General features: G+C 40.0%; 14 protein-coding genes and 1 other RNA gene. 10 read left to right on the top strand and 5 right to left on the bottom strand.

Going from position 1 to position 14,912, the window contains the following annotated elements:
- Entirely contained in the window at positions 1-1,479 is a 1,479-nt protein-coding gene (locus DOK79_RS03930; protein WP_206856306.1) for a sucrose-6-phosphate hydrolase, read from the bottom strand.
- Between the two features lie 232 nt (positions 1,480-1,711).
- Between DOK79_RS03930 and DOK79_RS03925 the strand changes: the two genes are divergently transcribed.
- Positions 1,712-3,664: a sucrose-specific PTS transporter subunit IIBC gene (locus DOK79_RS03925; RefSeq protein WP_206856308.1), complete on the top strand. Its 1,953-nt coding sequence runs from the start codon at positions 1,712-1,714 to the stop codon at positions 3,662-3,664.
- A 49-nt stretch (positions 3,665-3,713) separates the two neighbouring features.
- On the opposite strand, the gene DOK79_RS03920 is transcribed toward DOK79_RS03925, so the two are convergent.
- From DOK79_RS03920 to DOK79_RS03905, 4 genes are all read right to left on the bottom strand, one after another.
- Positions 3,714-4,187: a universal stress protein gene (locus DOK79_RS03920; protein ID WP_206856310.1), complete on the bottom strand. Its 474-nt coding sequence runs from the start codon at positions 4,185-4,187 to the stop codon at positions 3,714-3,716.
- A 71-nt stretch (positions 4,188-4,258) separates the two neighbouring features.
- On the bottom strand, positions 4,259-4,546 hold the full coding sequence (locus tag DOK79_RS03915) for a hypothetical protein (protein WP_206856312.1): 288 nt from the start codon (positions 4,544-4,546) through the stop codon (positions 4,259-4,261).
- A gap of 92 nt (positions 4,547-4,638) precedes the next feature.
- Positions 4,639-4,833, bottom strand: a non-coding RNA gene (gene ssrS, locus DOK79_RS03910) — 6S RNA.
- 77 nt (positions 4,834-4,910) lie between these two features.
- Entirely contained in the window at positions 4,911-6,191 is a 1,281-nt protein-coding gene (locus DOK79_RS03905; RefSeq protein WP_206856314.1) for a replication-associated recombination protein A, read from the bottom strand.
- A gap of 206 nt (positions 6,192-6,397) precedes the next feature.
- Between DOK79_RS03905 and DOK79_RS03900 the strand changes: the two genes are divergently transcribed.
- From DOK79_RS03900 to relB, 9 genes are all read left to right on the top strand, one after another.
- Complete coding sequence (locus tag DOK79_RS03900) at positions 6,398-7,066, top strand: DNA-3-methyladenine glycosylase (RefSeq protein WP_206856316.1); 669 nt, start codon at positions 6,398-6,400, stop codon at positions 7,064-7,066.
- Complete coding sequence (locus DOK79_RS03895) at positions 7,035-7,523, top strand: DUF3013 family protein (protein ID WP_206856318.1); 489 nt, start codon at positions 7,035-7,037, stop codon at positions 7,521-7,523. Before DOK79_RS03900 ends, DOK79_RS03895 begins: the two co-directional genes overlap by 32 nt.
- 12 nt (positions 7,524-7,535) lie before the next feature.
- Positions 7,536-8,483 carry a 50S ribosomal protein L11 methyltransferase gene (gene prmA / locus DOK79_RS03890; protein WP_206856319.1) on the top strand — a complete coding sequence of 316 codons (948 nt, stop codon included), beginning with the start codon at positions 7,536-7,538 and terminating at the stop codon, positions 8,481-8,483.
- Positions 8,484-9,248, top strand: a complete 765-nt coding sequence (locus DOK79_RS03885; protein ID WP_206856321.1) for a 16S rRNA (uracil(1498)-N(3))-methyltransferase — start codon at positions 8,484-8,486, stop codon at positions 9,246-9,248. It begins immediately after the preceding gene.
- Between the two features lie 237 nt (positions 9,249-9,485).
- Entirely contained in the window at positions 9,486-11,699 is a 2,214-nt protein-coding gene (locus DOK79_RS03880; RefSeq protein WP_206856322.1) for a RelA/SpoT family protein, read from the top strand.
- Between the two features lie 11 nt (positions 11,700-11,710).
- Positions 11,711-12,157, top strand: a complete 447-nt coding sequence (gene dtd / locus DOK79_RS03875; RefSeq protein WP_206856324.1) for a D-aminoacyl-tRNA deacylase — start codon at positions 11,711-11,713, stop codon at positions 12,155-12,157.
- Positions 12,158-12,310: 153 nt separating this feature from the next.
- Positions 12,311-13,141, top strand: a complete 831-nt coding sequence (locus DOK79_RS03870) for a prenyltransferase (protein WP_206856326.1) — start codon at positions 12,311-12,313, stop codon at positions 13,139-13,141.
- A gap of 137 nt (positions 13,142-13,278) precedes the next feature.
- Positions 13,279-14,538: a cytochrome P450 gene (locus tag DOK79_RS03865; RefSeq protein WP_206856328.1), complete on the top strand. Its 1,260-nt coding sequence runs from the start codon at positions 13,279-13,281 to the stop codon at positions 14,536-14,538.
- A gap of 126 nt (positions 14,539-14,664) precedes the next feature.
- On the top strand, positions 14,665-14,889 hold the full coding sequence (gene relB, locus DOK79_RS03860; RefSeq protein WP_206856330.1) for a type II toxin-antitoxin system RelB family antitoxin: 225 nt from the start codon (positions 14,665-14,667) through the stop codon (positions 14,887-14,889).
- The last annotated feature ends 23 nt before the right edge of the window (positions 14,890-14,912 follow it).

Raw genomic sequence — 14,912 nt, 5'->3', positions numbered from 1 at the left:
CTATTCATTCATTTTACGTAACTTCCAAAGCGACCCTGAGAAGGCTTCATCACATTCAATCCAGAGTGTGGTTTGTTCACTTGAAGGGAAAATGCGGGCACTAGCCGTTTGTTTACCGTCATTGACAAAGATTTCGACTACGGAAGTATCGACAAAGATTTGTAAAGACAAAGGTTCTTGCGTAATTGTAAATTCCCTTGTCACACCAAAGTCTTCTGCAAATACTTCTCCTGATAAGCTACGATCTATTTTCATTTTACCATGACTGCGATCGAAAGAGAGGATAAAACCGTTATTTTGCGTAGAATCACTGCACAAATAAATCTCTCCAGTTTGGTTCTCTTTAAAATCTAAATTGAGTTCGTAGCGATTCTGTCCAGCGTCAATCTTTGAGGTTGATTGGTTTAAGAAAACCGGCGAATCAATGCGTAATTGCTTCATTTCTTTGACGGGTCTTTGATGAAGAATCCCATGTTCAATTGTCAACTCTTTAACGATGCTAAGACAATGGGCCCAACCGAATGAGTCAGTCGGATAATTGATTTCAGGTAACCCAATCCAACTAATAGCCAAGGCACGACCATCAGGAGCGTTGAATGCTTGAGTAGCATAAAGATCAAAGCCTTCGTCAAGATTTTTAAGGTCTGAAGGTCGCGTTAGCTGATTCGTTTCAATGTCATAGGCTTCTCCAATGACGTAAGTATTCGGATAAATATTTTGATAGTCCAAACTAGAATGTACTAAGCCTTGTGGGCAAAAGAGTAATAGTGGTTTTCCGGCAATGAATACTAAATTCGGGCACTCAATCATAAATCCCATTGATTGTTGAGTAAACTGTAAAGGACCTGCGTAAGACCAAGTGTCTAAATCAGGACTACGATAAACTAAAATTTCTCCTTGTTCGTTTTGATTTTGTGCACCTATCAATAACAAATATTCATTTTTAAAAAAAATCACTTGAGGATCTCGAAATTCTTGTGTATAGCCGAAAGGTGGCTCAGAAATCAGCGGGTTGGTTAATTTTACGATTTCTCCATCAGGTTGCATCCATGCCCCTAACTGATACGAAGTGCGTGTCCAATTTTCATCACGGACATTTCCTGTATAGGCCAAAAATAATTTGTCGTTAACCGGAAGTGCTGAACCGGAATAGACGCCATGACTATCAAATGGAGTACTTGGCAGAAGCTTCAATCCTTCTTCATGCCAGTCTACTAAATTTTCAGAAGTCAAGTGATACCAAGACTTTAAGCCATGAACTGCTCCCATCGGGTAAGTTTGGTAAAATAAGTGCCATTTGCCATTAAAGAAAGAAAAGCCATTTGGATCATTCAATAGACCAGTAGGTGGTTGAATGTGGTAATCCAAACGCCAAGGAGAACGAGCTGTTTGTTCCTTTAATATTGTTTGATAATCTTGAGGCCATGCTTCATAAGCTTGATAACGTAGTTGACGTGTCCAATTAAAATTGTTATTCATAAGTACAACTCCTTGTAAACGTATTCTTTCATAGGATAGCCCCAAATGCCTGAAATGTCAAACGTATATCATTTTTGATTATTTATATTCCAATTTATTATTTATATTAAAGCAAAAAAGAAAAATAAAATTGATAAACGTTTGACATTTTTCGTAAGTCGTGACATACTCTTCCTATAAAAAGCGGTTACAAAAAAGATTTTATTTTTAGATCATACAAGGGAGGATAAAAATGGATTATAAAAAAGTAGCAAAAGAAATTGTTGATGCACTCGGAGAAAACAATATTCAAGCAGCAGCACATTGTGCAACACGTTTGCGTTTAGTATTAAAAGATCAAACAAAAGTAAATCAAAAGGCATTGGATGCTATTGATGAAGTAAAGGGAACCTTTGAAGCGAATCATCAATTTCAAATTATTATAGGTGCAGGTGATGTGAACAATGTTTATGATGAGCTGATACAGCTGACAGGTACAAAAGAGGCTTCGACTGCTGATTTGAAAGCGGTAGCACAATCAGGACAGAAAACAAATCCTTTCATGGCTTTGATCAAAGTATTATCGGATATTTTCGTCCCAATTGTTCCTGCTTTAGTTGCTGGCGGGTTACTAATGGCAATCAATAATGTTTTGACTGCACAAGATTTATTTGGTCCTCAATCAGTCATTGAGCTTTATCCCGGATTGAAAGATGTGACTGGTATTATTAATTTATTAGCTTCTGCACCATTCGCATTTCTCCCAATCTTAGTGGGTTTTTCAGCGACCCGAAGATTTGGCGGTAATCCTTATTTAGGGGCAGCGATGGCAATGGCAATGGTCATGCCAGAACTAGTTAACGGATACAGTGTAGCAAATGCTGTGGCAGAAGGAACAATGCCGTATTGGAATATTTTTGGATTAAACATTGCTCAAGCAGGGTATCAAGGATCAGTTTTACCGGTTTTAGCAGTTTCGTGGATTTTAGCAACTTTAGAAAAATTTTTCCATAAACGGTTACTTAACGCATTTGATTATACATTTACACCGATGCTAGCCATTATTATTACCGGTTTTTTGACATTTGTTGTGGTTGGTCCAGTGATGCAAACAGTTGGAGATAGCTTAACAGCAGGATTGAGTTGGTTGTACCAAACAACTGGGGCAGTTGGCTTAGGCATTTTTGGTTTATTCTATTCACCAATAGTGATCACTGGTCTTCATCAAAGTTTTCCAGCGATTGAAACATCTTTATTGGCTGATGTGGCTCGCACGGGGGGAACGTTTATTTTCCCAGTTGCTTCAATGGCGAATGTGGGGCAAGGTGCAGCAACGCTTGCAATCATGTTATTGACTAAAAATGCAAAGCAAAAAAGTTTAGCTACTTCAGCTAGTATCTCAGCTTTATTAGGAATTACAGAACCAGCAATTTTTGGTGTCAATCTTAAATTAAAGTTTCCTTTTATTTGTGGAATGATTGCAGCAGGTGTTTCTTCCATGTTCATCGGGTTTTTCCATGTACTGGCTATTGCATTAGGTCCTGCCAGTGTCATCGGATTTATTTCAATTACACCTAATCAAATTCCTTTTTTTATGGTGGGAATCCTAATTAGTTTACTTGTTGGTTTTACTACGACGTATTTTTATGGAAAAAAACACACATATCTGTTTGCTGATGAAGAACAGGAAACAGCAACTGATAAACCGACTGTTACCAAAGAAAATGAACAAGTAGTCGAAGAGGTCATCGTAGCTCCTGTTTCTGGTGAGATTGTACCTCTGCAAGCAGTAAATGACCCTGTGTTTTCTCAAGAAATGATGGGAAAAGGAGTAGCAATCAAACCGTCGGAGGGGGTTATATATGCACCGGCTGATGGTGAATTGACAGTTGTTTATGAATCGCAACATGCTTATGGTTTGACAACAGATACTGGCGGAGAAATTTTGATCCATGTCGGTATTGATACAGTTGAATTAAATGGTCAAGGATTTTCGACAGAATTTCAGGTAGGGGACAAGGTGAAGAAAGGCCAGGTGTTAGGACGTTTTGATCGGCAAAAGATCAAGCAAGCCGGCTATGATGATACGGTAATGGTGATTATTACCAATTCGTTATCGTATGAATCAATTACTCCTATTGCAGAAGGCACAGTAGATAGCAAAGAAAGATTGCTCATGCTGAGTCCCAAGGTAGTAGTTGACTAATAAAAAAGCATTGAGAAATCTTTATTTCTCAATGCTTTTTGCTTAACAATCACTTATCTTCTTTTTTCGGTAATTGGTTTTCTAAGTTCGTGCGTACGACTAGGACATCACATGTTGCGTTACGGATGACATATTCTGAAACAGAACCGATAAACAGACGTTCTACGGCATTAAGTCCAGTTGCACCTAAAAGAATCAAATCTACTTCTTTTTCTTCAGGGATTTCTTTAGCGATGATATGTTTCGGCGATCCGTATTCAATCACAGTTGTTACTTGAGGTAAGCCAGCTTTTTTTGCTTTCATTTCATAATCGGCTAGTGTTTGCTTTGCCATTTCAGTTGCTTGTTCCGCTAACATGCCATCAAAGGATGAAACGGTTTGAAAAGATCGTGTGTCAATGACATGAGCTAATAAAAGCTCACTGTTATTTCTTAAAGCAACGTTTACTGCTTTTTTAAACGCTAATTCGGCTTCGGCAGAGCCGTCGACCGCTACCATGATTTTTCTATACTGTTGTAACATCGGCATTCACTCCTTTATAAAAGATACGTGGGTTACAATTCTATTGTAAAGCAATTTAAAAAAAATGAGAATTATTTACTGTCAGGTTTCGTCATTTTTTTGGCAAATCCTATACTGAAGACAGAGGCGACAACGATCACGATAACTAAGTAAAGCAATGCAAAAAAACGGTGGTTGATGCCCACGACAACGAGTCCTAATAGTCCTAAAAATGCATAGATCGATCCGAAAATCCGAAGAAAATCTTGATTCTTTTTATTCTGCTCGATAAGAACGAAAAAGATTGGTTGTTTTTTGAATAAATAATAACTGACAAATAATAGCAATAAGGCGGCAATCGCCATCAATAAACGAATCATCGTATTCACTCCTATTTTTTTCTAAAGCTAATCATACCATAAAAGAGGCAGTACCGACGAATCGGTACTGCCTCTTAAAAGTTAAAAAAATGGTAATCTCCGTTAATGCCGTTGTTTGTCCTGTAGTATTGATCCCGCGAATTCAAGCAGGTGGGTCCCATGGTCGTCGCATTGAACTACCAAATGATAAGGCATGTTACCAGCTGTGACACAAGACAGGTCCCAAGATATCAATAAAAATGTTCGGTCAACACACAAAGAGGACAATTCGAACATCACAGATTTCCCACTTCTATAGTAGCACATGGTTTCAAAAAGAGCAATGCGAGCGCTCATTAATTTTGAGCGCTTTCAGTGACAGTAGTTATTTAGACTTTTTCTGCCATTCTTTGATTCGCTGATATTGTTGACCTAATGCTTGTTCATATTTTCCTGTATTTTTTGGTTGATAATACTGTGTATGTTTCAATTTGTCAGGTAAATACTGTTGATCGACCCAAGCATTTTCGTAGTTATGCGGGTATTGATAGCCGACGCCTCGATTCAATGACTTAGCACCTTGATAATGACTGTCTTTCAAATGATCAGGTACTTCGCCTGCTTTCCCTGCTCGGATGTCTGCGATTGCTGTATCCAATGCAATGTAAGCAGAATTGGATTTTGGCGAAAGACATAAATCGACGACGGCATCTGCTAAAGGAATGCGTCCTTCTGGCAAACCTAAACGTTCGGCAGCTAGAACAGCGTTAACCGTTCGAGCCGCAGCAGCAGGGTTGCCTAAACCAATATCTTCATACCCAATCACCATCAAACGTCGAAAAATACTTGCTAAATCGCCAGCTTCGACTAATCGTGCCAAGTAGTGTAGTGCCGCATCGACATCACTCCCACGAATGGATTTTTGAAATGCGGAAATGACATCGTAATGGGCATCACCATTTTTATCATGGGTCAAGGCTTTTCGCTGGATGCATTCTTCAATAATGGAGAGTGTCAGATGGATCGTGCCGTCTTCTTGCTTTTTAGTGGAACGGACAGCGAGCTCTAACCCATTGAGTGCGCTTCTTAAATCACCGTTAGTTGCACGAGATAAATGGAGCATGGCATTATCGTCTAATTCGATCGGCGTTTCACCTAAGCCATTTTCTTTGTCGGACAAGGCGCGATGAATCGCTGATTGGATATCTTCTTCGTCTAAGGGTTTTACTTCAAAAATCTGTGTTCGACTGCGAATCGCAGGGTTGATTGTGATATACGGATTTTCAGTTGTTGCACCGATCAAGATGATTCGGCCATTTTCCAAATGTGGCAGCAAGAAATCTTGTTTTGTTTTATCTAGGCGATGAACTTCATCAAGTAAAAGAATGACCGTACCGCTCATTCTAGCTTCTTCAGCGACGACTTGCAGATCTTTTTTTGAGTCAGTCGCTGCATTCAACATCCGAAAAGCAAAATTAGTTGAGCCAGCAATCGCACTAGCGATACTTGTTTTCCCTGTGCCGGGGGGACCATATAAAATCATGGAAGATAACATTTCTGCATCAACCATGCGGCGAATGATCTTACCTTCACCAACTAAATGGCGTTGGCCAACGACTTCATCGATATTTTTCGGACGCATCCGATAGGCTAATGGTTGTTGCATCAGTTTGCCTCCTTTGGATTTTTCGTTCGTTTATTATAACATATTTCGTAGGATAAAGGGTCGATGAAGGCGGGAGATTAGTCAGAATATGGAAAGAAACTAGAAATAGTTTTCGCTAGTTTAGCAAGGGAAATCGTCAACTTGTTGACCCGCTTTTTTCATAGCTTCTTTGACTAATATTGTGTATGATAAAGGTGGTGAAGCAAATGACAAATCAAAAACAATTAGATGAACTTTTATTAAATAAAACAACGGCTGAAGTTGCGAAAGATCTACTAGGAATGTATTTGGAATATGACACGCCAAATGGACACTTAGGTGGATATATCGTAGATGCAGAAGCTTATTTAGGACCGGAAGATTTGGCCGCTCATAGTTATGGAATGCGGCGTACGCCTCGAGTGCGTGCCATGTATGAAGAACCAGGAACGATTTATCTGTACACGATGCACACCCACTTGATCTTAAATATCATCACACAACCTGAAGGAGTACCACAAGGAGTGATGATCCGAGCGATCGAGCCGGTGGAAGGGATCGAGCAAATGAGTCTGAATCGCAAAGGGAAGGCAGGTCCTGAGATTAGTAATGGACCGGGGAAGCTAGTAGCGGCTTTAGGTCTATCACCAGAGTTATATGGACAGTCGATTCGTGATAGCTCGTTGCGGTTCATTTTTGAGAAAAAACGGACACCAAAAAAAATCTTAGCGTTACCAAGGATCGGTATACCGAATAAAGGAGAATGGACGGAAATGCCTCTGCGGTTTGTAGTTGCTGGAAATCCATATCTTTCGTTACAAAAAAAGAACCAAGTCGATGAAGACTGGGGTTGGAGGAAACAAAATGAAGAAAACAACCATATTGGACTATCTTGATGCAGCAATCGAAAAGAAAATCACAGACTATGATGTGGCGTTAGATTGGGATACAAAAAACCATACGATCGAAGTCGTTGTCCGTTTATTTGCGGAAAATCAAGCGCACTTTGAACTAGATGATGCCGAAGGTGTGGTCTCAGAGGAAGATATTATTGAATTTGAAGATGGTGTCTTGTTATTCAACCCTGATAAATCAACATTTGATGAGCAAGATTATCTGGCGGCGATTCCTTATGAAGGTAAGAAAGGGTTAACAACTTCCGTAGCCGATGCATTGATCGACTACCTGAATGATGTTTTAGCACAAGGTCAAAGTGATCTGTTAGATTTTTTAGATGCAGAAGACGATTCAGCTGTCTTTGAATTGAAATGGGACAACCATGTATTCGCACGTTTAGTCGAAGAAAAACAACAAAATGGTAAAGAGGTATATTTGCCTTATCCTAGCTATTAAGGAGCAACGTATATGAAATGGAATGAAGTCAAAATCGAGACGGCAAGTGAAGCAGTCGAAGCAGTCGCAAACATTTTAATGGAAGCAGGTGCGAGTGGTGTCGCAATCGAAGATTCATTAGATGTCGAAAACTTTAAATCTGATCCTTACGGGGAAATCTTAACAAAAGAAGATTTTACAACGATCGAAGAAGGGGCCATTGTCATGGCTTATTTTCCAGAAACGATCTTTTTACCAGAAATATTGCCTTTTATCAAAGAGCGTGTTACAAAATTGCCAGAGTTTGGTTTAGCGATCGGCAAGAACATCGTCACAGTAAGCGAAGTGGAAGAAAGCAATTGGGCAACTGCTTGGAAAAAATATTATCATCCGGTACGGATCACACGTCTACTAACTGTCGTACCAAGTTGGGAAAGTTATCAAACAAATGATCCATTAGAAAAAATCATCACATTAGATCCAGGGATGGCATTTGGTACGGGTACACACCCAACAACTTCTTTAACACTACAAGCCTTGGAGTCGACTTTACGCGGCGGAGAAACGCTTTTAGATGTTGGGACAGGTTCAGGGGTGTTGAGTATTGCAGCGAAACATCTTGGGGCAAAAGAGGTCTACGCCTATGATCTGGATGAAGTGGCGGTTCGTTCAGCGAAAGAAAATATGGATCTAAATGAAGTAGCAAAAGATGTCCATGTGGCAGCAAATGATCTATTGAAAGGAATCGAGATCGAAAGTGATGTGATCGTGGCCAATATTCTGGCAGATATCATTTTATTGATGATCCCTGATGCGTGGCGTTTACTCAAACAAACCGGCACATTGATCGTTTCTGGAATCATTGAAGAGAAAAAAGAGATGGTTCTTGCGGCGATGGAAGAACAAGGGTTTGTCGTTGATCAAGTGTTCCAACAAAAAGATTGGTATGCTATTATGCTAAAAAAACCTGAGGTGGATTAAATGCAACGATATTTTCTAGATGAACCTTATCGCCCACAAGAACGTTATGTATTAGAAGGCGAAGCCTATCATCATATGGCAAGAGTCATGCGAATGGCAGCGAAAGATCACGTCTATTTAGCATTTAACGACCAAATCGCGATCGTTGCGGAAATCACTGAAATGACCGAAAAAGAAGTCTTCTTAATCGAAGTGGCAAAAGAGAGTGTTCAAAAAGAATTGCCATGTAACATCACGATTGCTAGCGGTTATCCTAAAGGGGACAAGTTAGATTGGATCGTACAAAAAGGGACTGAATTAGGCGCTCATGCGTTTGTAGGATTCCCTGCTGCTGCTTCTGTCGTGAAATGGGATGCAAAAAAACGGAAGAAGCGCCAAGAACGGTTAGCTAAGATTGCGCAAGAAGCGGCGGAACAGTCGCATCGGCAAGTGGTACCGCAAGTGACATTGATGGAAACAGAGAAAGAATTTTATGCTAGTCTTACTTCTTATGATGTCCTTTTGATTGCGTATGAAGAATCAGCAAAACAAGGAGAAGCTGCTAATTTAGTGAAGATACTCCAATCTGTTATGCCAGGTACTCGAATCCTCGCAGTGTTTGGACCAGAAGGCGGACTTTCCGCAAAAGAAGTTGCCTATTTCGAAGAACAAGGTGGTATTCTTTGTGGTCTAGGTCCAAGAATCCTACGAACGGAAACTGCGCCATTGTATTTGTTAAGTGCGGCGAGTTTTCAATTAGAACTACAAGCCTCACAAGAAAAATAAGTGCGCGACAATCAAAAAAGATTTTACGCATAAATGAACGAAGAACTATTTTCAATTTTTTGACCGATTACAAAAGAGTGAGCGGCTCATTCCTAGTTGAGAAGGAATTGAAAAACACTAAGACAATCGGTATAATAAGAACAATTATTTAATCCTGATCCGTAAAGGAAAAAGAGGATTTTCACGATAAAGATCGTTTCATGATTTGAACAATTAGTAGAAAGGGGGATGTTTCCCATGCCAAAAGAAGAAATATTGACGGGACCTGCTGTCATTAAGATGGTTAGCCAATACATGGGCCCTGAGCATGTTGCTTTCGTGCAAAAAGCGTGTGACTATGCGACGGCTGCACATGAAGGACAGTTTCGCAAATCAGGGGAACCTTATATCATCCATCCAATCCAAGTTGCAGGCATTCTTGCAGACTTACGGATGGACCCCCATACAGTGGCAACAGGTTTTTTACATGATGTAGTAGAAGATACAGAAGTGACCTTAGACGACTTAAAAGAAGCCTTTGGAAATGATGTCGCAATGTTAGTTGATGGTGTGACGAAGTTAGGTAAAATCAAATACAAATCCCACGAAGAACAATTAGCAGAAAATCATCGTAAAATGTTACTAGCTATGGCTCAAGATTTACGTGTAATCATGGTGAAATTAGCCGATCGTTTACATAACATGCGTACGTTGAAACATTTGCGAGAAGACAAACAGCGACGCATTGCACAAGAAACCTTAGAGATCTATGCACCGCTTGCGCATCGTTTAGGGATCAGTCGAATCAAATGGGAGTTAGAAGATACGGCATTGCGTTATCTTAATCCAAAGCAATACTACCGAATCGTTCACTTGATGCAGACAAAACGAGAAGAACGTGAAAACTATGTCAGCGGAGCAGTAGAAGATATTCGTCTAGCCACAGAAGAATTAGGGATTTTTGCGGAAATCTACGGCCGTCCAAAGCACATTTATTCCATTTACCGGAAGATGAAAGACCAAAAAAAGCAGTTCAATGAAATTTACGATCTACTTGCAATTCGGGTCATTGTTGATTCGATCAAAGACTGTTATGCGGTGCTAGGGGCGATCCATACGAAATGGAAACCAATGCCAGGTAGGTTCAAAGATTATATTGCCATGCCTAAAGCGAATATGTACCAATCTTTGCATACGACTGTCATCGGACCTGCAGGCAATCCTGTCGAAATCCAGATTCGTACACAGGAAATGCATGAAATCGCCGAGTTCGGGGTTGCTGCTCACTGGGCGTATAAAGAAGGTAAAGGCGATAAAGTTGAACCAGATGGGATGACGAAGCAGTTAAGTTGGTTCCATGAAATTATCGAATTGCAAGATGAAAGTTACGATGCTTCAGAATTCATGGAAGGTGTGAAAGGCGATATCTTTAGCGATAAAGTCTATGTATTCACTCCAAAAGGCGATGTCACTGAGCTTCCAAAAGGTTCAGGACCGCTAGACTTTGCTTATAGCATCCATACAGATATTGGAAACAAGACGACTGGTGCTAAAATCAACGGGAAAATGGTCCAATTAGATTACAAATTGAAAAATGGCGATATTATCGAAATCTTGACATCTCCAAATTCATTTGGGCCAAGTCGTGATTGGTTGAAGTTAGTCGCTACAAGTAAAGCTAGAAATAAAATCAAGCGTTTCTTCAAAGGACAAGATCGAGACGAGAATGTGACAAAAGGTCATGAAGCTTTAGTGAAGTGTATTACAGATCTTGGCTTTGTACCGAAGGAGATCCTTTCGAAAAGCAAATTACATGACGCGTTAGAACGTTTGAATTTCCAAACAGAAGAAGATATGTATGCTGCGATCGGTTATGGCGAAGTGAGTCCATTGACGATGGCCAATCGCTTGACTGAAAAAGAGCGAAAAGAACAAAAAATCGAACAACAAAAACAAGAAGCAGAAGAGCTGATGAACCAACCTAAAAAAGAGCCTGAAAAAATGAAGGTTCGTCATGAAGGTGGCGTGGTCATCCAAGGCGTTGAGAACTTGTTGATCCGAATCAGCCGTTGTTGTAATCCTGTTCCAGGTGATGATATTGTGGGCTACATTACAAAAGGACGTGGGATTTCGATCCACCGTAAAGACTGTCCAAATGTCCAACCAGATAAGCCAAATGTGGAAGAACGTTTGATTGACGTGGAATGGGAAGACACTTCAAATACGAACAAAGAGTATGATGCTGATTTGGAAATCTATGGCTACAATCGTTCAGGCATGTTAAATGACGTCTTGCAGACGGTGAATGCCATGACTAAAAATCTGAACAGTGTTGAGGCACGAACGAATAAAGACAAAATGGCAACGATCCATTTAACAGTAGGGATACGGAACTTGTCTCACCTAAAAAGTATTGTCGATAAAATCAAGACCGTACCGGATGTATACAGTGTACGCCGGATGAATGGCTAGGAGGTAGAATTTTGCGCGCAGTGATCCAACGAGTAAGTCAAGCGGCTGTATCGATCGATGAGCAGGAAGTTGGTCGTATCAATCATGGTTTGTTGATTTTACTAGGTGTTCATGAAACAGATACGCAAACAGATGTGGATTATCTGATCAAAAAAATCGCCCAGATGCGTATTTTTGAAGATGAACAAGGGAAAATGAATCTAAGTATTGAAGATGTCAAAGGTGCGCTGTTGAGTATTTCTCAATTCACGCTTTTTGCAGATACAAAAAAGGGCAATCGCCCAAGTTTTATCGCAGCGGCTCGCCCGGAAACAGCGATTCCTTTATACGAAGCCTTTAATGATGGGCTAAGACAACGAGGAATCACAGTGGAAACAGGCGAATTTGGTGCAGATATGGCTGTGTCTCTGGTCAATGATGGGCCAGTGACGATCATCATCGATTCTCAAAACAAATGATTTTTATAAAAAGCATAAGCCTGATTTTGATGGAATATTTCAAAATCAGGCTTATTTTTGTTTGCTATGTTCTCAATTTAAGAATGCGCTTTCTGTTTTTGTTCGTCAGGAGTACGTAGATAAGTTAAAATAGAGGCTAGGAGGTGCTTGCCAATGGCTAATAAGAATCAAGCAACGATAGACGAAATCCTTTCTCATCGCTACGATAATGGCTTTGATTACTGGGCAACACCAGATAAAAAGTTGATCAAAGGCGCTCCTTTTACTACGTTAGAATGCCCGTTGTATCTTTTAGATGCCGGTGTTTTACCTGGAGAAAAGGTCATGCAAGAAACGGCGAATTTGATCTTTGAAACATGGCGGGAAGATGGACGGTTCAAAGTTTCGCCAAAGGGTGCGATCTACCCCTGCCATACAGCCGCTGCACTTCGAACATTGTGTTATTTGGATCATGCAACAGACAAGAGACTCAAAAAGACATTTGATTATTTTCTAGCGACTCAAGAAGATGATGGCGGATGGAAGTGCAATAAGTATAGTTATGGCAAAGGTCCTGAAACTGAATTTTCTACACCGATGACGACCTTAACAGTTTTAGATGCTTTTCGTTTCTCCGAATGGATCAACATTGATGAGCGGTTGGACCAAGCAGTGGAATTTTTATTGACGCATTGGACGATCAAACAACCGATCGGACCTTGCCATCATGGGATCGGGACACTATTCATGCAAGTAGAATACCCTTTTAGAAGCTACAATTTATTTTATTATGTCTATGTTCTATCTTTTTACGAAAACGCTAGAAAAGACGAACGATTTAAAGAAGCGCTTCATGCGTTGGCTTCCCAATTAGATGAGGGAATGATTCGAGTGGAAAGAGTGGTACCTAAGTTAAGAAAATTATCTTTTTGTGAAAAAGGACAAGTGAGTGACAGAGCGACGGAACGTTATAATGAAATTTTATTTAACATGAATGGGTCGTGAGGAAATCATTTATTCGAGGATAGGCGGCACAAGAGGAAAAATGATCGAGTTTTGACTCAAACACTTCTTTTGTCAGTTTTATCTGACAAGGAGTATCCTAATAATATCTAAAGTTATTTATTAGGAGGAGTAAAAAGATGCAAGAAATTCCAGTGGTCGATATCAAAATGACCGAAATCAAAAAATACTATAACGAAGGCTACAAAATGCTAGGAACATTAAGAGAAGAAGCCCAATCACCTGTTGTGAAAGCAAAGATATTCAATAAGGAAGCTGTGATCATCTACGGAGAAGAGGCAGCAAGACGTTTTTATGATCCAAGAAATTTCAAAAGAGAAGGCGCAATGCCTAAAATGGTGCAAAAAACATTGTTCGGTAAAGATGGGGTGCAGTCTTTAGATGGTGCGGAGCATCATCATCGTAAAGCAATTTTCATGGATTTGATGACGCCAGAGCGAATGGAAGATTATCATCAAATATTGGATCGAGTGTTGGCACATGAGTTGGAACAACAGCATGGTACCTTTGAGTTATTTGACCTGAGTAAAAAAGTACTTTTTACCGCTATTTGTGAATGGTCTGGAATCAACTTAGCGGATTATTCAGAAGAAGAGATCAACCAATTGGCAGATTATCAAATCGCCATGATCAGTGGAACAGTGACTTCGCCGATCGATCATTTTAAAGGGGTAGAAAATCGAAAAAAATCAGAAAAATGGGCGCAAGAGTTGTTAGAAGAAGCACGAGAAAATCCAGTAGCCGGAAAAGAAAATATAGCGCTCTATGCTTTTGCGAATGCGACTGACCTTAAAGGAGATCTTTTGCCTTTGGATATTGCGGCGGTGGAATTGTTGAATATTATTCGGCCGACTGTGGCATTGACAGTATGGGTAGTATTGATGGGACATGCGCTATTCAGTCGTCCAGATATCTATCAACAACTAAAAAATGATTTTACTCAGTTACAAGATCCTTTTATCCAAGAAATGCGTCGATACTATCCATTTTTCCCCATGTTACCGGCATTTGATTTACAAGATGTTGAAGTAGATGGTTATCGCATCCCTAAAGATAGCTGGGTGATCTTAGATTTGTATGGAACGAATCATGACGAACGAACGATTGAATCACCCGAGGCGTTTTTGATCAAACGATATATCGACAAAGCGAAAAAAATTTCCTATGAAGAAGAGTATGAGATGATTGCGCAAGGTGGCGGTGACTTCCGAAAAATGCACCGATGCGCAGGTGAATGGATCACTTTGCATAGTTTACGCGTTTTTTCCGATCAATTAGTGAATCGTTTTGCCTTTTCTGTGCCAGAACAAGACTGGACGATTCCATTCAATCAATTTCCGACTTATCCGAATAGCCGAGGATTATTGTATAAAGAGTAACGTGGACTTTCAGCATGGGGTACGTATTTGAATCGATTAGGTAGAGGGAAGAGAAGTAGCCTCTTAGGTAGTGGACTCCTTCTCTCCCGACCTCGTTCTATAAAAATATACAGGAGGTATAAAAGAATGAGCGAAGTTACAATTCATGTATCAGAGAAAGAAAAAGCATTGATGTTGGCAATGGCTGATTTGAACGGACTGACAATATCGGAATTAGCCAGAACGATGATATTAGGTACGCTAGAAAAACAAATGGACTTGGCGACCTATAATGAAGCGATGAAGGAGCATCAGAAATTTGATGAAAGTGTCTCACATGACGAAATGAAAAAAGAGCTAGGATTATGCTGAAACATCTTGTACATAATAAAAAA

The sequence above is a fragment of the Enterococcus sp. DIV1094 genome (assembly GCF_017316305.2).
Classification (GTDB): Bacteria; Bacillota; Bacilli; order Lactobacillales; family Enterococcaceae; genus Enterococcus_B; species Enterococcus_B mangumiae.
This window is presented reverse-complemented; position numbering and strand designations above follow the sequence as displayed.